Raw genomic sequence first — 22,191 nt, 5'->3', positions numbered from 1 at the left:
CATGTCAGAGAATATACACCCCATATTTGATAAAATTTTAACAACTCAGCAAAAAGAGGAGTTACTAGAACAACGTTCTTTAGTAATTTGGATGGTGGGGTTGTCAGGATCAGGCAAGAGCACAATAGCAAAAGCGCTCGAAAATCAGCTGCATGAAGAAGGTTTTTTGACTGCGTTGCTAGATGGCGATAACTTAAGAACCGGTATAAATAATAACCTGGGCTTTAGTGATGACGATAGGAAGGAGAATATTAGACGAGCAGCAGAGGCTTCTAAACTTTTAGCCAGTAATGGTGTTATTACAATTTGCTCACTAATAAGCCCTACTGAAGAGATTAGGGAAATGGCCAAAGGAATTATAGGAGACAAATACTGTGAAGTTTATATAGATTGCCCTATAGAAGAGTGTGAAAAGAGAGATGTAAAAGGCCTATATGCAAAAGCCAGAAGAGGAGAGATAAAAAGTTTCACAGGAATAGACTCTCCGTTTGAAGCACCACAAAACCCGAATGTTAGATTAAAAACAGCAGAAGGTTCTGTGGAGGATAACTTAAATGAATTATTAGAATATATTTTGCCCAAAATAAAAACCAAGTAAGAAGTAAATGAAAGCTTACAATTTAACTCACTTAAAGGAGCTGGAAGCCGAAGCGATTTATGTAATTCGTGAAGTAGCAGCTCAATTCGAAAATCCTGCAATATTGTTTTCAGGAGGTAAAGACTCCATTACTGTTGCACACTTGGCTAAAAAAGCCTTCTTCCCAGGAAAAGTTCCTTTTCCATTAGTGCATATCGATACTGGGCATAACTTCCCTGAGACTATTGCCTTTAGGGATAAATTTGTTGAAGAACTAGGTGCTGAATTAATCGTTGGTTCAGTGCAACAATCAATTGATGAAGGAAAAGTAGTAGAAGAGAAAGGCTATAACGCCAGTAGAAACGGTTTGCAAACCGTTACACTTCTTGATACTATTGAAAAACATAAGTTTGATGCGTGTTTAGGTGGAGCTCGTAGAGACGAGGAGAAAGCCAGAGCTAAAGAAAGATTTTTCTCTCATAGAGATGAGTTTGGCCAATGGGACCCTAAAAACCAAAGACCTGAGCTATGGAATATTTTCAATGGCAAAAAGCATTTTGGTGAAAACTTTAGAGTATTCCCTATCAGTAACTGGACAGAAATGGATGTATGGCAATACATTTTAATGGAAGGTATTGAATTGCCTCCTATCTATTTCGCACATGAAAGAGAAGTATTCATGAGAGATAACGTAATCATGGCTACATGCGATTTCATTCAACAGAGAGAGACTGAAACTACAGAGAAGAGAATTGTACGTTTCAGAACTATCGGAGATATGACCTGTACTGGTGCTGTAGAGTCTAATGCCTCTACTTTAGAAGATATTATTGATGAAGTAGCAGCTGCAAGATCTACCGAGCGTGGTACACGTTCTGATGATAAGCGCTCTGAAGCTGCTATGGAAGACAGAAAGAAGCAAGGATACTTCTAAAATCATCTTACTTTAAATTATTCATCAAACTAAAATCTAAACAAATATGACTGTGCGTCATATTTGTTATTCATAATAGAGAAACAATGAGCGACAATAACACAGAAGCCAAGGGTTATTTAGATATGGAATTACTACGCTTCACTACAGCTGGTAGTGTTGATGATGGTAAAAGTACACTTATCGGTAGGTTATTATACGATTCTAAATCAATATTCGAAGATCAGTACGAGGCTATTGAAGAGTCTAGTAGAAGAAAAGGTGACGAAAATGTAAACCTAGCACTTCTTACAGATGGTCTTAGAGCTGAAAGAGAGCAAGGAATTACTATTGATGTAGCTTATAGATATTTTGCTACTCCTAAAAGAAAATTTATTATTGCTGATACTCCAGGACATATTCAGTACACAAGAAATATGGTAACTGGTGCATCTACAGCTAACCTTGCATTAATATTAGTAGATGCAAGAAACGGTGTAGTAGAGCAAACACACAGACATACATTTATTGCTTCTTTATTAGGTATTCCTCACGTTGTATTTTGTATTAACAAAATGGACTTGGTGGACTATGATGAAGATGTTTATAACAGAATAAAAAGCGAAGTGGAGTCATTTGCTTCTAAATTACAGGTAAAAGATATCCGTTTTATTCCTATTAGTGCATTAAAAGGTGATAACGTAGTTAACGATTCTGAAAACACTCCTTGGTATAAGGGTGGTACGTTATTATACTTATTAGAAAATATCCATATCGGTAGCGATCATAACCATATCGACTGTCGTTTCCCTGTACAGTATGTTATTAGACCTCAGTCTGATAAATACCATGATTACAGAGGGTATGGCGGTAGAATTGCAGGAGGAGTATTTAAGCCTGGCGATGCCGTAACAGTGTTACCTTCAGGGTTTAGTTCAAAAGTAAAAAGTATTGATAGTTATGATGGAGAATTAAGCGAAGCTTTTGCTCCAATGTCAGTAACTTTACAGCTTGAAGATGACATAGATATCAGCCGTGGTGATATGATTGTTAGAGAAAACAATAAGCCAAATGTAGGTCAGGATATCGAAATGATGTTATGCTGGATGAATGACAAGCCATTGGTGCCAAGCGGTAAATACGGTATAAAGCATACTACCAATGATGCGCGTTGTATGGTGAAGACTATTCAATACAAAGTAGATATTAATACTTTGCATAGAATTGAGGATGACAAAGACATAAAAATGAATGACATAGCAAGGGTAACGGTAAGAACTACCAAGCCTTTATTCTATGACAGATATACCAGAAACAGAATAACTGGAAGTGTGATTTTAATTGATGAAGCTACTAACGAAACTGTAGCTGCAGGAATGATCATATAAATATGCAAGAAAAAGTAAAGGAGTTACTTAATGAAATTGCTCAAGCGGATGCTGAAAATCAGGATCAGCTTGAGCAATTTCGCTTAAGATATATCAGTAAAAAGAGTGTTATAGGAGAGCTCTTTGCTGAAATGAGGAATGTTCCAAATGAAGAAAAAAAGGCATTTGGGCAACAGGTAAATGAGGTGAAACAAGCCGCTCAGGATAAATTTAAGAGCCTGATCGATAAACTTGAAGATAAACAAAGTGAAGATGCTGGAGATCATCCAGATTTAACTTTACCTCCGGCTGGTCATGAGCTTGGTGGCATGCACCCTCTTACTTATATTAGAAATAAAATTATTGAGATTTTCGAAAGAATTGGCTTCAGTGTAGCTGATGGGCCTGAAATTGAAGATGATTTCCATAATTTCACGGCCTTAAATTTCCCCGAAAATCACCCTGCAAGAGAGATGCAGGATACCTTCTTTATTGAGAAGAACCCTGATATTTTATTAAGAACTCATACATCTGGAGTTCAGGTAAGGTTGATGGAAAGACAAAAGCCGCCTTTAAGGTCTATTATGCCTGGGCGTGTTTATAGAAATGAAGCTATCTCTGCGCGTGCTCATTGTGTTTTTCACCAAGTTGAAGGTCTATACATTGACAAGAACGTAAGCTTTGTAGACCTTAAGCAAACGCTATATCACTTTGCTAAGGAAATGTTCGGCCCGGAAACTAAAATCAGGTTCAGGCCATCTTATTTTCCTTTTACAGAGCCTAGTGCAGAAATTGATATTTCATGTCAGATATGTAAAGGCGATGGGTGTCAGCTTTGTAAATACACTGGCTGGGTAGAAATAGGTGGTGCTGGTATGGTTGATCCTAACGTGCTAAAAAGTAGCGACATCGATCCTGAGGAGTATACTGGTTTTGCTTTCGGAATGGGAGTGGAGCGTATATCTCAATTAAAATTCAGAGTGAATGATTTAAGGTTATATACAGAAAATGATGTACGCTTTTTAAAGCAATTTCAGACCCTACATTAATCTTTAAAAACATATTAGAATAAATAAAAGCAGAAGATAAGGTGAAATGAAAAGCCCGATTATCTTCTGCTTTTTTGTTGATGTTTTGAAATTTAAGAGGCTAATACCCGTTTAGTTATCATGAAAAAAATATTTTTATTTTTTGCCTTATTTGCATGCTTTGCTTGTGACGAAAATGTTAGGCAAATTGATATTCCCTACGTTCCTTTCAATGATATTTATATCAATTTAAACTTACCTCAATATAAAGATTTAAGCATCGATGGTGGTTATTATGATGGATTGAGTCAAGGGGTAAGAGGCATAATACTTTACAGATTGAGCCCTATGGAATATAAGGCGTTTGAGAGAGTTTGTGCATATCATCCTAATGAAGCATGTGCTACAATTAGTGTACACAGTTCAGGGTTATATATGCAGTGCCCTTGCTGTAAAAGCTCTTATAGTTTTGAAAATGGATACCCTACTGGCGGGCCTAGTCAATTTCCTTTAAGGCAATACGAAGTAACCTATATAGACAGGAAGTTGACAATTACAGATGAGGAGGTGTATTGAAGAATTGGCTTATAGCAATTCTTCAATAATTTTATCTACAGACATACCTTCTGCTTCAGCTTTAAAGTTTCGTACTACACGGTGTCTTAGTGTAGGCTTAGCTATTGCTTTTACGTCTTCTATGTCTGGGCTATATTTTCCATTCAGTAAGGCATTGCATTTAGCGCCTAATACCAAGTTTTGAGAGGCTCTTGGACCTGCTCCCCACTCTAAGTATTCATTGGTGATTTTGGTGGATTTGGCGCTATTAGGGCGCGTTTTGTGCACTAAACTTACTGCGTATTCAATCACATTGTCAGTTACGGGCACTTTCCTTACTAATTCTTGATAAAAAGTAATCTCTTCAGCATTGAGTATATGCTTAACATCAGCCACCTTAGTAGAAGTAGTATTTTTTACAATGTTTACTTCATGCTCATAAGCTGGGTAGTCTAATAATACATTAAACATAAACCTGTCTAATTGAGCTTCTGGTAGAGGGTAAGTACCTTCTTGCTCAATTGGGTTTTGAGTAGCTAGTACAAAAAATGGCTTATCAAGACTGTATTTTTGACCAGCTACGGTTACAGAATACTCTTGCATAGACTCAAGCAATGCTGCCTGAGTTTTTGGTGGTGTTCTGTTAATTTCATCAGCTAAAATAATATTAGAGAACACTGGGCCTTTTATGAATTTAAAATTCCTGTCTTTATCCAATGTTTCGGCACCTAGTATGTCAGAAGGCATCAAGTCAGGTGTAAACTGTATTCTGTTAAATTTCAAATCAAGAGCAGAAGCCATGGTGTGAATGAGCAAAGTTTTGGCTAAACCCGGCACACCTACTAATAAACAGTGGCCTTGGCAGAATATAGAAGTAAGCAAAAGCTTTACTACTTCTTCTTGGCCTATTACCACTTTAGATATTTCACTAGTTAGCTCCTTGTATGATTCATGTAGTGCATCAGCTGCTTCTACATCAGAATTAAATGACTTCATGTTAACTAAAGTATGAAATTACGATTGAAAAATTATATATAACTCTCGCTAATTGACTATGCCGCAATTATTGTAGGCAGGATCGATGTTAATAAAAACATCATTTTTAGCTTTTTCAAACCACTTTTGCACTGCCTTGTCTTTTTTCTCTTCCAGGGCTGCAGTGTATATTTTTTGCCAATCGTCTTTAAGGTTAGCTTCGTGTGGTTTTATTTTAGATTTAAAGTAAAGTATGCGAAGTGCTTCTTTACCTCTTTCAGTTCTGAATCTCATCGGTTTAGAAATATCACCAATAGTCATGGTGTCTACCGTGAAGAAAATTACGGGGTCTAAGTCCTCTACAGATACACGTGTGCCAGAGGCATTGTCAGTGAAGAAACCTCCATTACCCGCAGTGTATTTATCATCAGAGTATTCTTTAGCGGCTTTCTCAAAAGTAATGCTGTCGGCCAATATTTGAGAACGTAAGCTGTCTAAATATTGCACTCCTCTTTCTATATCTTCGGCAGAAGGCTCAGCAGTAATTAATATATGACGGCTATTATATTCGTTACCCCTTCTTTCTATAAGTTGTACTATGTGTACGCCAAACTCAGTTTCGAAAGGCTGAGAAATCTCGTTTGCTTTTAGTTTTAACGCAGAGGCTTCAAATTCAGGAGCCATTACTCCTCTTTTGGCAAAGCCAAGATTACCTCCATATTTCGCGCTACCCGGGTCTTGAGAAAATTCTTTTGCTAAGGCTTCAAAGCTTTCCCCTTCAAGTATTCTTCTTCTGATATTAGATAGCTTTTGCTTAGCCGCATTAATTTGAGTCTTTCCTATTTTAGGTATGTTTACTATTTGTGATACTTCCACCTCAGTAGAGAAATAAGGTAAGCTGTCTTTAGGCATTTTAGTGAAGAACTTTTTCACTTCTGCGGGTGTCACCTCTATGTCTTTCGTTATTTCTTTTCTCATTTCTCCTACCACAAGCTGCTCTTTGATTTGATCACGAATATCGTTTTGAATTTCTTCAAGTGATTTGCCGTAATACTCCTCCAGCTGCTCTTCAGATCCACCATATTGAGAAAGGATCATTTGCATCCTGTTGTTAAGGTTATTGTCTACTTGGTCTTCAGTTACAATTACTGAATCTATTTCAGCCTTTGCTACCATTAACTTTTGACTTATTAGCTGAGCTAATATGCCACATTTGGCACGAGAAGATGCCATGTTACCATTAGATAAATAATTGAGATAATAACTCTCTAGCTCAGATTTAAGCACTATATAATTATCTACTTTGGCAATAATTTTATCTACTACCAACTGATTGCTATTGCTGTCTTCTTCCTCTTCCTGCGCTTTAGCAGATGAAAATGCCATGGCTGCGAATAAAAAAGATAGGCAGCTGATTTTAATTATAGATTTCAAATTCATTGTTTTGTGTTGCGCGTTCATAAACTTCCTCTTCAAGTCTTTTGGCCAGTTCAACCTTGCGTTTGTTTATAAGAATATTTTTAATGTCATCTTTTACAAATTCGAGTGGAGAAATATTGTCAGATATTCTATATTCTTCTATCTGTAAAAAATATTTATAATTATCGTCAGAGGTTTCGGTATAACTGTGATTTTTCAAATACTGCACCTTGTTGGGTATTTCGGCTAGCGGTGAGTCTTGAATCACTTCATCAAATATCATCCAAACGGAATTATCTAATTGATATTTTGTAGCATAGCTTAAACAATAAGAGTTTAGCTCGCTAATGTCTTTTTCTTTACTTGAAGTAATTAAATTCTTTACTTTTTTAATTTTTGGCGCTGCGGCCGGAAGTTTAATGTATTTTCCCCTTATGATGTTTTGCTTCAGAATGAAGTTGTCGATATGCTCATCATAGTAATTGGAAATCTCTTCGTCAGAAATGTCGGTGTTTAAATTTTGATTGATGTAGTAGCTCTGATACTCATAGCCCATGAGACTATACTTGTAGTCTAGCATTTTACGCTCTATATCAGCTTCATCAAATTCTATTTTAGTAGCAGCTTCTTTAATAAGAAGCTGCTTTCTAATCCAATTATTTATAAAGCGCCCAGTACGATCCGTACTATCTTCTTTGCTCATGCCTGAAGGTGTAATTCCATCTAGGTCTTCAGGGTATAAGTATTGATCTTTAACTCTAGCTATAGGGCTACTCTCAGAGTCTTCGGTGCTATTGTCACCCTTCATTTGAATGAAGTCGCACCCAGCGAGCAATCCTATAGATAATATTATTAAACTATTTCTTTTCCAGTTTCTCATACACATAGCTAAGCCCTTTGTCTTTTATATTGACAGGGTATTTTTCTTTTAGCGCCTTAACCCACTCTTTTTCAAGGTAGTTTTGGTAGTCTGAAATTACTAATCCCTTGATATTATTCAAAGGTTTAGGTCCCGGAGCTATTTTATCTTTTACCACTACAAGGTTATATCGGCCGTTAAGCTCTTGCTTATAAATACCTTTCTCCCACGCAATAGCATCTATTACGTCTTTTTCTCCTTTTTCAAATGCTCCTTCTTCAACCTGCAAAGCTAAAGCTTCTTTTTGGTTATATTTTTTCTTTAAAGCCTCTTTTTCTAATGCAGCGCTATCATTAGCTTTTATAGAAGACTCTATGCTGTTAATGATATCTTCTGACTTAGCATTATAGATAGTGACATCTAACTGCTCTCCATGAGCATATTTGTCTTTGTGGGCTTCGTAGTATGCTTTTAGACCTACACTATCTTCCACCGCCTTATTCCATACTTCTTCTTCCATAAGTTGGAATAAAAGAATGCCTTCCTTGTATTCTTTAACCAGCATTCTATAGTCTTCATACTTATCCTCTAAATGATTTTCTTCATAGCTGATAAGCTCTTCGTCAGTGTATTTGTCATACACTTCTTTCATATAGTTTTTAGGCTCATATGAGTTAGGCTTTTGGTTATTTTTTAGGTAACTAAAGAAGTCTTTAATAGTGAATTCTTTTTTAGCTATAGAGAATAACTTTTTATTCAATACCTCTAGTTGCTCGTTGTAAGACCATTTACCTCTTTTAAGCGTGCTGTCAGCATAGTCATAAATGGTGTTAACTGCCTCAGTTTCCTCAAACTGATCTTCTTTCTTAAGTCTTTCGATAAATACTTTTTTGCTTAGCTGTGCTCTTGAATCACGATTAATTCGTGATTTGATAGTAGGTTCCATCTCTTCAAAACTTTGAAGTGGAGTTTTTCCTTCCATTTTAATAATATGCCAGCCGTAAGGAGTCATTACAGGGTCAGAAATGTCTCCTGGGTTTTGTAATGCAAAAGCAGCTTCTTGAAATGCTACTGGTAGCTGACCTACAGAAAAAGGCCTTAGTTTACCACCTGCATTTTTAGAGTTAACATCTTCTGAAAACTGCTTAGCTAAGTCATCCCAGTTTACTCCACCTGTAGCTTGGTCGTAAATTTCGAATATTTTGTTTCTAGCTTCTGATGAGTCTGATAAATCAGGCTTCATTCTTATCATAATGTGAGAAACCTCCACATTGCCATTTGTAGGTCTTTTATCTATTACATTGATAATGTGGTATCCAAATCTCGTTCTTACGGGTTTAGAAATTTCACCCTCAGGTGTACTGTAAGCCGCAGATTCAAATGGGTAAACCATCTGGAAAGAGGTAAAGTAACCTAAGTTACCACCATTATTTTTGGCTGATGGATCATCAGAGTATTCTTTTGCCAATTGAGAGAAGTCTCCACCGCTAACGGCCTTTTCTCTCACTTCCATAATTTTGTTATATGCTTTTAGTGTATCTGCAGGTGGGGCATTTTCTGCTACTGTAACTAAAATGTGAGAGGCATTGATTTCTTGCTTGTAACGGTCGTAACCTTCCTTAATAAGCTTTTCGGTTACTTTGTTTTCTGTAAGGTAAGGCTTTTTAAGTTGCTCTTTGTAGGTGTTAAATTCTCTTTTAAAGGCGCCAGTGGTATCCATACCTCTGCTTTTGGCTTCCTTTATTTTCAGTTTAAAGTTTACGTATAAATCCAGGTAATCCTTAATGTCTTTTCTGGTAAATGCCGTATCGTTATTGACATTATTTTTTTTGTAAACGTAAACGAATTCGTCACTATACGTGGTGTCATCCGCTACGGTGAAAAGAGTGAGTTTTTCTACTTTGTCGGATTTTGAAGAATTCTTATTGACATTACAGCTGATGCATATTGTCAATAGGATTAATAATGGCCATTTCATTGGTTTAGGTTTTGATTATCGCAATTTTTATTAATTAATTTAACTAGATACAAGGCTATAATAATAGATTTTACAAACCTTGCAATTTTAACGAAAATAAGGGGAAAATATGATGCGATATTGGAATATGTTATTCCCTACTTCTCTGAGTCGAATTTTTTAGAGAGTCGGCAAACATGTTTTTTGGGCTTAGAGATTATCTGAATATCATCCATGATGCGTTTTACTAGGATGAGACCCACGCCTCCTTTGCGTTTTGCTTTTATAATATCATCAAGGGAAGGTTCTTCGTAATTGTTGATATTAAACATTTCAGCTTTGTCTATAATGCTGAAAATAATTTCTTTGTTGTTTTTGTTGAATTTAATTTCAAGTTCTATGCTTTCGCTAGGGTTGCATTGGTGTGAGTGTATAATAAGATTAGCACAGACCTCGTCTATAGCAAGCACTAGCGTACTTACATCTACTTCGGGTAATTCATGCTGGTGTAATACATCCTTCACGAAGGTGCGTATATCCTTCAGCATTTCTTTTTTGCACGGCACTTTATAACAGTACTTCATCCCAACTTAGCTTTCGCCTCCTCCTTTGTTTTTTCTATAGCCAGTAACTGGTCTAAACCTAAAATTGAAAATACATTGGCTACTTTATCGTTCAGCCCATATATAATAAGATGTATGCCATCTTTTTTGAACTCTTCAATGTATGACATAAAAACACCAAGACCTGCAGAAGAAATGTAGTCTAAAGAAGTACAGTCTACCAATAGCTTTTTGTTTCCAGTAGCTACAGCTTCTGAAATGGCACTATCTAATTCAATGGATGAGCTGGCGTCTACTTCTCCCATTACTTTAACTAAGTTATAATCTTCTTCCTGTGTCCTTTGTATCTCCACCATATTTGTTTTACGTATTACTAAGCCTTTATGTTGTTAGTTTGGCGTTTAGTTAAATTTAATTATTAAGGTTGTATAATCATCGTCTATGGCCTTGGAGCCACTAAACTTATAAAGTGCATTAATTAGTTCCTCTTGTATTTCTATTGCACTTTTATCTTTCACTTGTTGTATGAAATTTTGAAGTCTGGTATATCCAAATTCTTCACCTTTAGCATTTTTTGCTTCGGTAATTCCATCCGTATACAACACTAAAATGTCTCCTGTTTTGTAATGAAAACGATTGGTTTGTATGTAGTTTCCAAATTCATTATTCCTTAATATGCCTAACCCTAATCCTTTATTTTGAAAGTAGGTGGCTGTGTTATTTTCACTGCAAAAGTATAATGTAGGGCAGTGGCCTGCTCGGGCAAATTCTACGCTTTTGCTTTCACTATCTAATACAAAATAAGAGGTAGTAATAAACGAAGCTTTATCTAGGCACCTGCTGAGGGCCGTGTTTGCTCTAGTTAGAAAATCTTTAGGGCCTAAGTCTAGTTGTGAAAAACTATGAAAAATACCTTTCATTTGAGACATGTGGAAGGCGGCTGAAGTTCCTTTACCAGAAACATCACTTATTATTAAGGCCACTTTATGCTTGTTGATCCTGTAGGTGTCATAATAATCACCCCCTACTTCGTCTGCAGCTTCTGAAAAAGCCACTAAATCATAATCATTGTCATGGTCAAGTACCTCTGGCAATAAACTGTTCTGTACTCTTTTTGCAATCTTTAGTTCTTCCTTGTACCGTTCATTTTCTAATGCTTCTGATAGTAGCCTAAAGTTTTCTATTGAAATGCCTGCTTGGTTAATGAAAGTGTCTATGATTTTAGACATTTCCTTGTTAAAACCATCACTAACATCTTTTAATAGTGCCAGCATGCCTACTCTGTTATTTTTAACATGGATAGGAAATGCCATTATGGACCTAAACCTTGAGGCTTTTAATGTGGCCAGATATTTTGTTTTGCTAGCATCATTTTTTTGCTGATAAACGGCATACAGGTGCTTGTTGGAGCGTATATGCTCTTTAATGTTTTGTGCTTCTTTTACTGATATTTCATAAGTATAATATTTGCTTTTATCGTCATCGTTGAATATTTCAATCCAAGCAGCATCGGCAAATACAGTGCTCACAGCACTTTCAAGCAAAATATCGTACACGCGCTCTTCGTTCTGCTCTGTCTGTATAGATTGGCTTAAGCGCTGGAAATTCACCACCTCTTCAAGCTTTTGCTCAAACACTGATGAGGTAGGTAAGTTAAATAGCAATACCAGCAGCGAAAAGAGGGCATATATAAATATGAAAGCCATAATAGAAACAATGAAAACATTGCCTCTAAAATCGAGAAACTGTGGCGCGGCAGGGTATATTTCATTAGCCATGCTGAATACGGTATAGGCAAAATACCCTAAATAAAACATTGCTAATAATATCAAAAGTATACTTTTCCACTTCTGTTTGAAGTTGAGGTAGGCTACCCATTTCATGTTAGCCGATAGGAATATACCTAAAAGAATAAGTATAGAGAGGTAAATATTTTGCAGCTCTCTAAGTTGAGGAAATGGGAGTACGTTATATATTAAACTCAGCAATAAGGCGTATTCAAAAATTTGCCATACAGTGAGTAGAAACTTAGATTTTTGATATAAGATAAGCCTTTTCCAAACTACAAAAGTGGAAATTAGAAAGCCACAAATTAGCCCTAGGTTAGTGAGGTAAATGAAATCTTGAAAAATGACATTTGACGCCAGTTTAGTGGTGCCAAGTATTACCACAAAAAGCCGAAGCACAAGTGAGACTATAGTGGTTATAAGACCTGTAACAAAAACTTTCCATAGCAGGTCAACGAAATTTATGCTTTCGGCCTTTTCGATTCTAAATTTAAAAAAAACGAAAAGGGTAAGGATAAATAAGCTCAGTCCTATTCTTGGCATTTCATAGTTGAAGCCTGGCTTAAAATTGTTGTTGGTGCTTATGATAATAGATAGATCAGAGAAAGCCATTATTACCCAAGTAATAATGCTCAGTAGCGTACTTAACCTTATAACAGCTTTTCTACTTATCATAATTCTAAACGTGGCCTTGAAGATAATGAATTATCTTATTCTAATTAATTTTTAAGGTTAATTATGGGGTTGATTTTAAGAACGATGTGTTATTCCGTTAAATTATAAATAGGTATAACAAGTTCATTGTAATACAGAGGTTGCGAAATAAAAAAAGCACTGGATCACATCCAGTGCTTTAAACTAAGGCTTTAAAGCTATTAAGCTAAAGTACCAATGTTATTAAGGTCTTCAAAGGCCTTTTTCAATCTGTCGTTGAAAGTGATTTCACCTTTTCTTAACCACACGCGAGGGTCATAGAATTTTTTGTTAGGCACATCGTCTCCCTCAGGGTTTCCGATCTGTGCTTGTAAATATCCTTCGTTTTCTTTGTAGTAATCTTTAACACCTTCCCAGAAAGCCCATTGCTGATCTGTATCGATGTTCATTTTAATTACACCATAAGAAATACCTTCTCTGATTTCTTCAACAGTAGAACCAGAACCACCGTGGAATACGAAATCAACTGGGTGATCTTCTTCAGTGTTGAATTTTTCTTTGATATAATCCTGAGAATTTTTAAGAATTACAGGAGTAAGTTTTACATTACCTGGCTTGTAAACACCGTGTACGTTACCAAAAGCAGCTGCCACTGTAAATCTGTGGCTTATTTGCTTAAGCTCTTCATAAGCATAAGCTACTTCTTCTGGCTGAGTGTATAATTTAGAGCTGTCAATATCGGTGTTATCAACTCCGTCTTCTTCTCCACCAGTAACCCCTAGTTCGATTTCGAGCGTCATATCTAATTTGCTCATTCTCTCTAAGTACTTTTTAGAAATAGCGATGTTCTCTTCTAAAGACTCTTCAGAAAGGTCAATCATGTGAGAACTGAAAAGAGGTTTTCCGTGCTCCTTGTAAAATTCTTCACCTGCATCTAACAATCCATCGATCCAAGGCAATAATTTTTTAGCAGCGTGGTCTGTATGAAGTATAACAGTAGCTCCGTATAATTCAGCCAACTGATGTACGTGCTTCGCACCTGCAACAGCACCGGCAATAGCTGCTTTTTGATCTTCGTTAGAAAGACCTTTACCTGCGTAGAAGCTTGCACCACCGTTAGAAAACTGAATGATAACAGGTGATTTAATAGCTGCGGCAGTTTCCATCACTGCGTTAACAGTGTTACTACCTACAACATTTACTGCTGGTAGAGCAAATTTCTTCTCCTTAGCGTATTTAAAGAGCTTTTGTACATCATCTCCGGTTAGTACACCGGCTTTAAAATCTGAAGCTGACATTTTATTAATTTTATAGTTTAATAATCATTGCTGTAAAGCGTTACAAATAAACTAAATAATTTAGGTAGGTCATATTCTTGGAGCTAATTTTTGAAAGATGGACTATACTGTAGATATTTGCGTGAATTGTTTTGACTAATGATAGTCATAAAACATTAATACAATGGAAAACATGAGCTGGTTTAAAAGAAAAGATAAAGGTATTCAAACCCCTACAGAAGCTAAAAAAGAAGCTCCTGACGGTTTATGGTTTAAAACGCCTAGTGGTAAAATCATCCACACCAGAGAGTTAAAAAGTAATGCTTATGTGAGCCCCGAAGATGGCTATCATGTGAGGATTGGTTCTAAAGAGTATTTCGAAATACTTTTTGACGATAATGTATTTACTGAATTAGATGAAAATTTAGAGTCTGACGACCCTTTAAAATTTAAAGACAGCAAGCCTTACCCTGATAGAATTAAGGCTTCGCAGAAAAAAACAGGGTTAAAAGATGCAGTAAGATCGGCTTACGGAAAAATTAATGGCTTAGATATAACAATAGCTTGTATGGACTTTGCCTTTATTGGTGGTTCTATGGGATCTGTTGTAGGCGAAAAAATCGCCAGGGCTATAGATCATGCATTACAAAATAAGACTCCTTTCTTAATGATTTCTAAATCAGGAGGGGCAAGAATGATGGAAGCAGGCCTTTCATTAATGCAAATGGCAAAAACATCTGCTAAGTTGGCCTTATTGAGCGAAGCCAAATTGCCTTATATCTCTTTACTTACTGACCCTACTACTGGTGGTGTTACGGCTTCTTATGCCATGTTAGGAGATTTTAACATTTCTGAGCCAGGCGCTCTTATTGGTTTTGCAGGTCCTAGAGTGATTAGAGAAACTATCGGTAAAGATTTGCCTAAAGGTTTCCAAAGTGCTGAGTTTGTACTAGACCATGGTTTTTTAGACTTTATTGTTGATAGAAGAAACCTAAAAGCAAAATTGACTACGCTTATTAAGATGTTACAATAAAAACATCAATTGATATATAATAAAAAAAGCCGCTTTATAGCGGCTTTTTTTATTTATCGCATTTCAGCGCTAAGTCTTTTTACTGTTTCCACAAAGAATTTCACTTTCATATGGTCGGTATCAGGGTACACACCATGGCCTAGGTTGGCAATGTGCTTATAAGGTCCAAATGCCGTAAGCATATTCTTCACTGCTTTTTCTATGTCAGCTTCAGTACCATAAAGTACGCAAGGATCGAGGTTTCCTTGTAATACCTTGTCTTCTCCAATAAGGGTTCTTGATTCTTTAATATCCATGCACCAGTCTAGCCCTACGGTGTTGCAGTTAATTTTGCCTAAAGCCTCTCTGGCAAAGTAAGCATCCTTAGCAAATACCGTTTTTGGTACACTTGTGATGGCATCACAGATTTGAGAAATATAAGGTAAGCTAAATATGTTATAGTGCTCAGGAGCTAAAATACCTGCCCATGAGTCAAATATTTGAATAAAATCAGCGCCAGCCTCAATTTGCCCTTTTAAATAGTTAATGGTGCTATCAGTGATTTTTTGCAGCAAAGCATGAGCTAATTCGGGTTCTTTGTACAGCATGGCACGTGCTTTAGAGAAGGTTTTGCTGCCTCCACCCTCAACCATGTAAGCAAAAATTGTCCAAGGTGCTCCTGCAAAGCCAATAAGAGGCACTCTTCCATCTAATTCCTTTTTAGTGATTTTGATGGCATCAATAGTGTAATGCAAGTCTCCTGCATCAGCCACTTTTAATTTATCAATGTCACTTTTTGATTGTACTGTTTCTGGGAATCTGGGGCCTTTCTTTTCAATCATTTCATAAGTAAGTCCCATGGCCTCAGGTATAACTAATATATCTGAAAATATAATGGCAGCATCCACACCGAGTATGTCTACGGGCTGAATGGTAACCTCGGCAGCACGCTCAGGGGTTTCTACTAATTCTTTAAAGCCACTTAATGAGCTTCGTACGGCTCTGTATTCAGGCAATATTCTTCCTGCTTGGCGCATAAGCCAAACAGGGGTGCGTTCTGTTTTTTCTCCTCTAATGGTGCGGAGAATTAAATCATTCTTTAAAGACATAGTGCAAAGATATGAGTATTTGAAATCAAATATTATTTTTTATAACTGAAAGGTCGTTCATTTGTTGATTTAGTAATCAAATACCAGAATATGCAAAAGATGATTTTAGCCATAATGGCAGGTGTAATAGGCATTGGGATGAGTTCAAATTGTGCTTCACCATACAGAGAGGATGAAATGGATAGCACGTACTTGGACTATGGCGCAGCAGCTTTGGGATATGAGTTTTATAACCCTGATGTGGTGTTAGACTTGGATAAAGATTTGGATGAAACATCAGCATTAAGTTATTATTCTGATGACTTACTAGTAACAGTAGAAGATGAGAATGGGTATATCTATTTTATAAGCACCGCTGATGGTAGTATTCAGCGTAAAGTTAAATTTGCCAAAGATCAGGATTATGAAGGGGTTGAAGTGGTTGATGACAAGGTTTTTGTAATAGAAAGTGGAGGGGATCTTTATAGTTTTAATTTAGGAGATAAAGATGAGGTGGATGCTGAAAAGGATGACACCACTTTTGGCAATAAAAACAATGTAGAAGGGCTGGGCTATGATGGAAAAGATCTATTAATTGCTTGTAAGGGAAGTGGTGACATTGATGGTAATAATGTAAAGGGGAAAGCAGTGTATCGTTATAATATAGAAGAGCAGAAAGTGCACGGAAAAGAAATTATTGATGTAGAAGAGGATGACATTGATGATTTTATAAAGGAAAGAGAGTATTTTAATAATGTTAGCGATTATGACCCTTCGGGCGTAGCTGTACACCCTATAACTTCTGATATTTATTTACTTAGTGCTGATGACGTATTAGTAGTTTTTGATGAGGGTGAAATAAAAGAAGTAGTGCCCTTAGACTCGGAATTATACCCACAACCAGAGGGGATTTGTTTTGCTCCTGATGGTACGCTATACATTTCTAGTGAGAGTAAAGGTGGCCCAGCACTACTTTTAAAAATTAGGTATAATAAATAGTATTTTGTTTTTATAGCCAAGTCGTTTTAACTTCCCATGCAAGTTTATTTACATGGATATGAAGTGGTACCTATCAATAGTTATAATTTTTTTTGAGTCGGTATTTTCTATTGCAGCATATGCACAAGAAGCGCCTGTTTATTCACTTTTTATGGTGGGGGATGCCGGGGAGGAAAGTGCTGAGCAAAAGAAAGTATTAGTAGAGTTGCACGAGCAAATAATTGCTGCGGGTAAACGTAGTGGAGTTATTTTTTTAGGTGATAATGTTTACCCTAATGGCTTGGTAAATAAAGATGACCCCAAGTATGATGAGATAGAGAGTAAGTTGAAATCTCAAGCTTTTGCTTTGAATGGTTACTCCGGAGATAAGTTTTTTATACCTGGTAATCACGATTGGGAAAATGGCAAAGTAAATGGCTTTGAGTACCTCAAAAATCAGGAAGACTTTGTTAATAATTATTTCGAAGAACAGGTGTTTTATCCCTCTGCAGGGTGTGGTGGCCCAGAGTTGAAATCTCTGGCTCCGGGTGTGAAATTGCTCATTTTAGATTCGCAATGGTTTTTGCAAGGGGCGTTTGATGAGGGAGATACTTTAGACTACTGCAAAGCCTCAGATCCCGTAGCGGTACTGCAGCTTACCAAAGAAATTTTAGATGCAAATAAGGATAGTCAGTTAATTGTTGCTATGCATCACCCCATGTATACTTATGGTGATCATGGCAGTTTCGATACTTTTAAAGATCATCTTTTTCCACTCACTCAATTATCTAAACCACTTTATGTACCAATGCCCGGTATAGGATCGTTGACTTCCTGGCTGCGGAGAATGTTTGCTCGACCGGAAGACTTAGCGGCCGCTAACTATAAAGAGTTTAGAAATACAATGGTAAAGCTGTTGAACGATTATCCGCACCTGATCCATATTTCTGGTCACGATCATGTTTTAGAATACATAGAGAAACGGAATATTCATTATGTAGTAAGTGGGGCAGGAAGCAAAACAAGTAAGGTGGTTAATGCTGACCCTGCGGAATTTGCTGCAGGGAAATATGGTTTTTCACGACTAGATTTTATGCCTGACGGCCAAGTGAAATTAACATTTTATGGCATGGATAAAGCGGAGGATGGCCTGGAAGTAGTATATGATAAAAATTGGGCGCACCAAAGAGGTGCTACCGAAGGCGATGAAGAGGAGCTACTAATTAATGATCAATCTGTAGTGGCGCACGCCAGTGATCAGTATAAAACAGAAAGTAAAACCAAAGTATTTTTTCTGGGGCAGAACTATAGAAAGGAATGGAGGCAGCCAATAGAAATTCCTGTTTTTGATATAGGCACTGAACATGGAGGGTTGAAAATAGTGCAGCGTGGGGGCGGAATGCAAACTAAGTCGCTTAGGTTAGAGGCTGAAAACGGAAAGCAGTATGTATTGCGCTCAATAGAAAAATATCCTGAAAGTGCCATTCCTCAATTTTTGAGAAAAACCTTTGCTCAGGACATTGTACAAGATCAAATTTCAGCCGCACATCCTTATGGTGCTTTTGTAGTTCCTTACTTAGCCGACATGGCAGGCATTTACCATACCAATCCTAAGTTGGTTTATTTGCCTAATGATCCACGTTTTGGAGTCCATCAAAAGACATTTGCTAATACTTTAGCACTTTATGAAGAGCGGCCAGCTGGTAATTGGTCTGATGCTGAATTCTTCGGTAATTCAAAAAAAATTGTGAGTACTAGCAAAGTGTTAGAGAAACTACAAGAAGATAATGATGATCAGATAGATCAAAAGTTTGTGCTCAAGTCCAGATTGTTTGATATGATAATTGGTGATTGGGATAGACATGATGATCAGTGGCGCTGGGCCTCTTTTAAAGATCCGGATGGTAAGGGTAAAGTTTATAGGCCAATACCGAGAGATAGAGATCAGGCCTTTTTTATAAATGAAGGTCTTTTGCCAGGTATAGCCAGCAGAAAATGGGCCTTGCCAAAATTAGAAGGTTTTAGCGATGAAGTAAGGTGGCCTTCTGGCTTAATGTTTAACGCGCGCTATTTTGATCGTTCTTTTGTAACGGCACTGTCTAAAGAAGATTGGATAGCGGTGGCAAACGAGTTAAAGGCAAGTATGACTGATGAAGGCATTGAACAGGCTATTCATCAGTGGCCAGATTCTATTTTTCAACTTCATGGCGAAGAGATTATTTACAACTTAAAAGCACGAAGAGATCGCATAGAACAGTATGCTGTTGCTCATTATTTGTTTTTGGCTCAAGCGGTAGACATTGTTGGCTCGGATAAACGCGAACATTTTAAAGCTAAGCGCCTACCCAATGGTGACGTGCATGTTACGGTAAAAAAGATGAACAGTGAAGGTGAAAATAAACATATAATGTATGAAAGGCTGTTCAAAAAAGAGGAAACTAAGGAAATTCGTCTGTTTGGGTTAGGTGGTGAAGATGAATTTGAGATAGAAGGTGAGGGTGCAAAAGGAATTTTAATTAGGGTAATTGGCGGTGAGGGAAAGGATGAGCTTGATGATGACTCTAGTGTGAGGGGCTGGGGTAAACAGAACGTATTCTATGATACCAAAGATGGTAATAAGCTGAAATTAAATAAGGAGAGTAAAAGCAAGCTTAAGAATAGCTCGGATGTAAATGTGTATGACCGAAAAGCGTTTAAGTATAATGTTTTAATGCCTTTGGTTACGGGTAATTATAATGTGGATGACGGACTTTATGTAGGAGGAGGTTTTATTTATACCAATCATGGTTTTAGAAAAGAGCCGTTTAAAAGTAGGCATATGATCTTAGGTAGCTATGCAGTAAATACTTCTTCTTATAATTTTAAATATGCTGGGGACTACACTGCTGTGGTAGGCGGGTGGAATTTAAATACCACTCTAGAAGTGAAGAAACCTAACTTTGTGAATAACTTTTTTGGTCTAGGTAATAACTCTCAGTACGATAAAAATAAAAATGATGAATTGGGGTTAAAGCGTGAGATTGATTACTATAGGTTAAGGTTTGAAGAAATCTCTACAAGTATAGGCTTGTCAAAAGCTATTTCTAAATCAACAACCTTTTCAGTTAATCACTTATTTCAAAGTGTTAAAATAGAGGATGAAACAGGTAAGCCTAGATTTATTGAAGACTATGATCAGCTTACAGGAGATAATGTAAGGGGAGAGTTTCGTAATTATACTGGTGTAGGATTAGGCCTTACGGTGGATAGGCGAGATAATAAAATGATGCCTAAAGAAGGCTTTTATTTTGATAACCAACTTGCTGGCATGTTGGGCGTTCATAATACTAATAACACCTATGGCAGGTTAAATACTGCCTTGAGTATTTATCAAGCTTTTGGTAAGCGAAAAGGCGCAGTATTGGCCATGAGAGCCGGAGCAGGAATAAATACTGGGGACTATGAAATTTATCAATCACAAATTATAGGCGGAAAACAAGAGTTAAGGGGATATCGCAAAACTAGGTTCTATGGTGAAAGTAAGGTGTTTAATAACATAGAGCTACGGTTGCCACTGGCCTCTTTCAGAACCTATATTTTCCCTGCTACAATTGGAGTTTTAGGATTTAATGATGTAGGTAGAGTTTGGGTAGATGGCGAAAACTCATCGCAGTGGCATCATGGTTATGGAGGAGGAGTATGGTTAAGCCCATTTAATATGGCTGTGGTTTCCGTAGAAGTAGGGCACTCTGAAGAAGATACTATGTTATATGCCCGGTTAGGTTTTTTATTTTGATATTGTATTTAATAATCTCGGTAGGTGGTTGGTGGAGTCCTACCGAGATTATCAATCAGCCAGATTAAAGCTGATAAATAGTCTTGATCGCAGAGCGAGGAATGAAACCTCCGTCCTCTGTAAGCACTAAATCTTTTTTGAGCCCTATAATGGTATCGATGATGGTTTCATAACCTTCATTGATAGCTTTTACAATTTTCACTTTTTTATGATAAAAATTGCCGAGGATTAAAGCTCTCTTCAATTTAATTTCTTTTTGCTGTATATTCATGTGCTTGATGTTTTAGTTATGGTTAGTTTTTGTGCATTACTATATAAACGCAATCGATGCCGCAATTATTTTTACGTTTCTATAATATGAGGTTAAAAAGCTATGAATTGTATTATATGGCGATGAGTAGCGGTTACCAAGTTGAGTAGTCTTGATTTTCAGAGCATTTGCTTCCACGTGCCTTTTATTAGATTGTACTTTATAGTGCTAGGTAAGGACTTTAACCAATACTTGTTGAGCTCTACTGCAAAGGATGGTTGCATGTAGCAGTTAATGGTGCAGCCCTCACACTCTGGTAAGCGCCCCTCTTGTTGCACTACTTTTTGTACCGCTTCACTTTTATAGATAACATCTAGCGGGCGGTCTATTTCAAACTCTTCTTGTCCTAGATGATAGCAAGGTAATATAAGTTTATTTTCAGGAGAGATAACAATAGTAGAACTGGCAGCCTTGCACACAGGTGCTGTAGTATGGTTGCCCCCATCTTTTCTCAATTGTATAAAGGCTTGGTTGAGGTACACATTTTTTTTCTTACCCCAAGTAGATAATTTCTTTAGAGCTGCAGGTGATAAATCAGCCCCTTGGGCTACGTCATTGTATTCAAATACAGGGTTTAATATCAGTATTAAATTATTGGGTAAGCAAAATTGATGGTATACTTCTTCAATCTGGTCAATGTTATGTTCAAATACAGTGAATAGAACATCGGGACGCTCACCTATCTGAGATGCAATTTTTAGAGATTCTTTGAAAAAGTCAAAACAGGCTACACCCCTCGAATGGTCGTGCTCTTCCTTTATAGGTGAGTCTAGCGAAAAGTGAAGCATATCTACCAAGCCTTTTATTTTTTGCGCCCATTTTGGGTATAAAAGACAATTGGTGGTGAGGGTGGTGATAAAACCCATGTCTTTTGCTAAGGCTAATAATTTATCTATTTCGCGGTGGAGGAGGGGTTCTCCTCCGGTGAAATCTATAACCTTCACCCCCATTTTTTTTAAAGCGGTAAAGTTTTCTTTTGCGCTTTGTAAGGTTACATAAGGCGAGGGTTTCTCCCATATGTCACAAAAGCTACATTTTGCGTTGCACCTATAGGTGACATAATAATTGCACAGTACCGGATGTGAAATCAAGCGCAT

The 22,191-nt window shown here is 37.0% G+C and carries 19 protein-coding genes; 8 read left to right on the top strand and 11 right to left on the bottom strand.

The window, feature by feature from the left end; translation table 11 throughout:
* Position 1 precedes the first annotated feature (1 nt).
* From cysC to ACXACQ_RS02990, 5 genes are all read left to right on the top strand, one after another.
* A complete protein-coding gene (cysC, locus tag ACXACQ_RS03010; protein WP_474974444.1) occupies positions 2 to 598 on the top strand; it encodes an adenylyl-sulfate kinase in 597 nt (198 codons plus the stop codon).
* 7 nt (positions 599 to 605) lie between these two features.
* Complete coding sequence (cysD, locus tag ACXACQ_RS03005; protein WP_474974443.1) at positions 606 to 1,511, top strand: sulfate adenylyltransferase subunit CysD; 906 nt, start codon at positions 606 to 608, stop codon at positions 1,509 to 1,511.
* Positions 1,512 to 1,597: 86 nt separating this feature from the next.
* Positions 1,598 to 2,878, top strand: coding sequence for a sulfate adenylyltransferase subunit CysN (gene cysN, locus ACXACQ_RS03000; protein ID WP_474974442.1), 1,281 nt, complete (start codon positions 1,598 to 1,600; stop codon positions 2,876 to 2,878).
* A 2-nt stretch (positions 2,879 to 2,880) separates the two neighbouring features.
* Positions 2,881 to 3,906, top strand: coding sequence for a phenylalanine--tRNA ligase subunit alpha (gene pheS, locus ACXACQ_RS02995; RefSeq protein WP_474974441.1), 1,026 nt, complete (start codon positions 2,881 to 2,883; stop codon positions 3,904 to 3,906).
* A 120-nt stretch (positions 3,907 to 4,026) separates the two neighbouring features.
* Complete coding sequence (locus tag ACXACQ_RS02990; RefSeq protein ID WP_474974440.1) at positions 4,027 to 4,461, top strand: Rieske (2Fe-2S) protein; 435 nt, start codon at positions 4,027 to 4,029, stop codon at positions 4,459 to 4,461.
* A 9-nt stretch (positions 4,462 to 4,470) separates the two neighbouring features.
* Here ACXACQ_RS02990 and ACXACQ_RS02985 read toward each other — a convergent pair whose 3' ends face one another.
* The 8 genes from ACXACQ_RS02985 to fbaA all read right to left on the bottom strand — a co-directional run bounded on the left by ACXACQ_RS02985 (position 4,471) and on the right by fbaA (position 13,952).
* Positions 4,471 to 5,436 carry an AAA family ATPase gene (locus ACXACQ_RS02985; protein WP_474974439.1) on the bottom strand — a complete coding sequence of 322 codons (966 nt, stop codon included), beginning with the start codon at positions 5,434 to 5,436 and terminating at the stop codon, positions 4,471 to 4,473.
* Positions 5,437 to 5,484: 48 nt separating this feature from the next.
* Positions 5,485 to 6,855 (bottom strand): peptidylprolyl isomerase, encoded by a 1,371-nt coding sequence (locus ACXACQ_RS02980; RefSeq protein ID WP_474974438.1) that lies wholly within the window; start codon positions 6,853 to 6,855, stop codon positions 5,485 to 5,487.
* Positions 6,833 to 7,714: a peptidyl-prolyl cis-trans isomerase gene (locus ACXACQ_RS02975; RefSeq protein ID WP_474974437.1), complete on the bottom strand. Its 882-nt coding sequence runs from the start codon at positions 7,712 to 7,714 to the stop codon at positions 6,833 to 6,835. Before ACXACQ_RS02975 ends, ACXACQ_RS02980 begins: the two co-directional genes overlap by 23 nt.
* A complete protein-coding gene (locus ACXACQ_RS02970; RefSeq protein WP_474974436.1) occupies positions 7,692 to 9,671 on the bottom strand; it encodes a peptidylprolyl isomerase in 1,980 nt (659 codons plus the stop codon). The genes ACXACQ_RS02975 and ACXACQ_RS02970 overlap by 23 nt, the downstream gene beginning before the upstream one ends.
* Before the next feature lie 137 nt (positions 9,672 to 9,808).
* On the bottom strand, positions 9,809 to 10,234 hold the full coding sequence (locus ACXACQ_RS02965) for an ATP-binding protein (protein WP_474974435.1): 426 nt from the start codon (positions 10,232 to 10,234) through the stop codon (positions 9,809 to 9,811).
* A complete protein-coding gene (locus tag ACXACQ_RS02960; RefSeq protein ID WP_474974434.1) occupies positions 10,231 to 10,569 on the bottom strand; it encodes an STAS domain-containing protein in 339 nt (112 codons plus the stop codon). The genes ACXACQ_RS02965 and ACXACQ_RS02960 overlap by 4 nt, the downstream gene beginning before the upstream one ends.
* Positions 10,570 to 10,614: 45 nt before the next feature.
* Positions 10,615 to 12,675 carry a GAF domain-containing SpoIIE family protein phosphatase gene (locus ACXACQ_RS02955; RefSeq protein WP_474974433.1) on the bottom strand — a complete coding sequence of 687 codons (2,061 nt, stop codon included), beginning with the start codon at positions 12,673 to 12,675 and terminating at the stop codon, positions 10,615 to 10,617.
* Positions 12,676 to 12,875: 200 nt separating this feature from the next.
* Positions 12,876 to 13,952 (bottom strand): class II fructose-bisphosphate aldolase, encoded by a 1,077-nt coding sequence (fbaA, locus tag ACXACQ_RS02950; protein WP_474974432.1) that lies wholly within the window; start codon positions 13,950 to 13,952, stop codon positions 12,876 to 12,878.
* A gap of 172 nt (positions 13,953 to 14,124) precedes the next feature.
* Here fbaA and accD point away from each other — a divergent pair, with 172 nt between their 5' ends.
* Positions 14,125 to 14,964 (top strand): acetyl-CoA carboxylase, carboxyltransferase subunit beta, encoded by an 840-nt coding sequence (gene accD, locus ACXACQ_RS02945; protein ID WP_474975033.1) that lies wholly within the window; start codon positions 14,125 to 14,127, stop codon positions 14,962 to 14,964.
* A 53-nt stretch (positions 14,965 to 15,017) separates the two neighbouring features.
* On the opposite strand, the gene hemE is transcribed toward accD, so the two are convergent.
* Positions 15,018 to 16,052, bottom strand: coding sequence for a uroporphyrinogen decarboxylase (hemE, locus tag ACXACQ_RS02940; RefSeq protein WP_474974431.1), 1,035 nt, complete (start codon positions 16,050 to 16,052; stop codon positions 15,018 to 15,020).
* 90 nt (positions 16,053 to 16,142) lie between these two features.
* On the opposite strand from hemE, the gene ACXACQ_RS02935 reads away from it, so the two are divergent.
* Positions 16,143 to 17,030, top strand: a complete 888-nt coding sequence (locus ACXACQ_RS02935; protein ID WP_474974430.1) for an SdiA-regulated domain-containing protein — start codon at positions 16,143 to 16,145, stop codon at positions 17,028 to 17,030.
* A gap of 58 nt (positions 17,031 to 17,088) precedes the next feature.
* Complete coding sequence (locus tag ACXACQ_RS02930; RefSeq protein ID WP_474974429.1) at positions 17,089 to 20,784, top strand: BamA/TamA family outer membrane protein; 3,696 nt, start codon at positions 17,089 to 17,091, stop codon at positions 20,782 to 20,784.
* A gap of 64 nt (positions 20,785 to 20,848) precedes the next feature.
* Here ACXACQ_RS02930 and ACXACQ_RS02925 read toward each other — a convergent pair whose 3' ends face one another.
* Positions 20,849 to 21,055 (bottom strand): hypothetical protein, encoded by a 207-nt coding sequence (locus ACXACQ_RS02925; RefSeq protein WP_474974428.1) that lies wholly within the window; start codon positions 21,053 to 21,055, stop codon positions 20,849 to 20,851.
* 158 nt (positions 21,056 to 21,213) lie between these two features.
* A complete protein-coding gene (locus ACXACQ_RS02920) occupies positions 21,214 to 22,191 on the bottom strand; it encodes a radical SAM protein (RefSeq protein WP_474974427.1) in 978 nt (325 codons plus the stop codon).

This window comes from Fulvivirga sp. AWR4_260 (assembly GCF_056158185.1).
This window is presented reverse-complemented; position numbering and strand designations above follow the sequence as displayed.

Bases quoted from the DNA above. Each gene is read 5' to 3' on its own strand.
- cysC (WP_474974444.1), top strand. From the start codon at position 2: ATGTCAGAGAATATACACCCCATATTTGATAAAATTTTAACAACTCAG.
- cysD (WP_474974443.1), top strand. From the start codon at position 606: ATGAAAGCTTACAATTTAACTCACTTAAAGGAGCTGGAAGCCGAAGCG.
- cysN (WP_474974442.1), top strand. From the start codon at position 1,598: ATGAGCGACAATAACACAGAAGCCAAGGGTTATTTAGATATGGAATTA.
- pheS (WP_474974441.1), top strand. From the start codon at position 2,881: ATGCAAGAAAAAGTAAAGGAGTTACTTAATGAAATTGCTCAAGCGGAT.
- ACXACQ_RS02990 (WP_474974440.1), top strand. From the start codon at position 4,027: ATGAAAAAAATATTTTTATTTTTTGCCTTATTTGCATGCTTTGCTTGT.
- ACXACQ_RS02985 (WP_474974439.1), bottom strand. From the start codon at position 5,436: ATGAAGTCATTTAATTCTGATGTAGAAGCAGCTGATGCACTACATGAA.
- ACXACQ_RS02980 (WP_474974438.1), bottom strand. From the start codon at position 6,855: ATGAATTTGAAATCTATAATTAAAATCAGCTGCCTATCTTTTTTATTC.
- ACXACQ_RS02975 (WP_474974437.1), bottom strand. From the start codon at position 7,714: ATGAGAAACTGGAAAAGAAATAGTTTAATAATATTATCTATAGGATTG.
- ACXACQ_RS02970 (WP_474974436.1), bottom strand. From the start codon at position 9,671: ATGAAATGGCCATTATTAATCCTATTGACAATATGCATCAGCTGTAAT.
- ACXACQ_RS02965 (WP_474974435.1), bottom strand. From the start codon at position 10,234: ATGAAGTACTGTTATAAAGTGCCGTGCAAAAAAGAAATGCTGAAGGAT.
- ACXACQ_RS02960 (WP_474974434.1), bottom strand. From the start codon at position 10,569: ATGGTGGAGATACAAAGGACACAGGAAGAAGATTATAACTTAGTTAAA.
- ACXACQ_RS02955 (WP_474974433.1), bottom strand. From the start codon at position 12,675: ATGATAAGTAGAAAAGCTGTTATAAGGTTAAGTACGCTACTGAGCATT.
- fbaA (WP_474974432.1), bottom strand. From the start codon at position 13,952: ATGTCAGCTTCAGATTTTAAAGCCGGTGTACTAACCGGAGATGATGTA.
- accD (WP_474975033.1), top strand. From the start codon at position 14,125: ATGAGCTGGTTTAAAAGAAAAGATAAAGGTATTCAAACCCCTACAGAA.
- hemE (WP_474974431.1), bottom strand. From the start codon at position 16,052: ATGTCTTTAAAGAATGATTTAATTCTCCGCACCATTAGAGGAGAAAAA.
- ACXACQ_RS02935 (WP_474974430.1), top strand. From the start codon at position 16,143: ATGCAAAAGATGATTTTAGCCATAATGGCAGGTGTAATAGGCATTGGG.
- ACXACQ_RS02930 (WP_474974429.1), top strand. From the start codon at position 17,089: ATGAAGTGGTACCTATCAATAGTTATAATTTTTTTTGAGTCGGTATTT.
- ACXACQ_RS02925 (WP_474974428.1), bottom strand. From the start codon at position 21,055: ATGAATATACAGCAAAAAGAAATTAAATTGAAGAGAGCTTTAATCCTC.
- ACXACQ_RS02920 (WP_474974427.1), bottom strand. From the start codon at position 22,191: ATGCGCTTGATTTCACATCCGGTACTGTGCAATTATTATGTCACCTAT.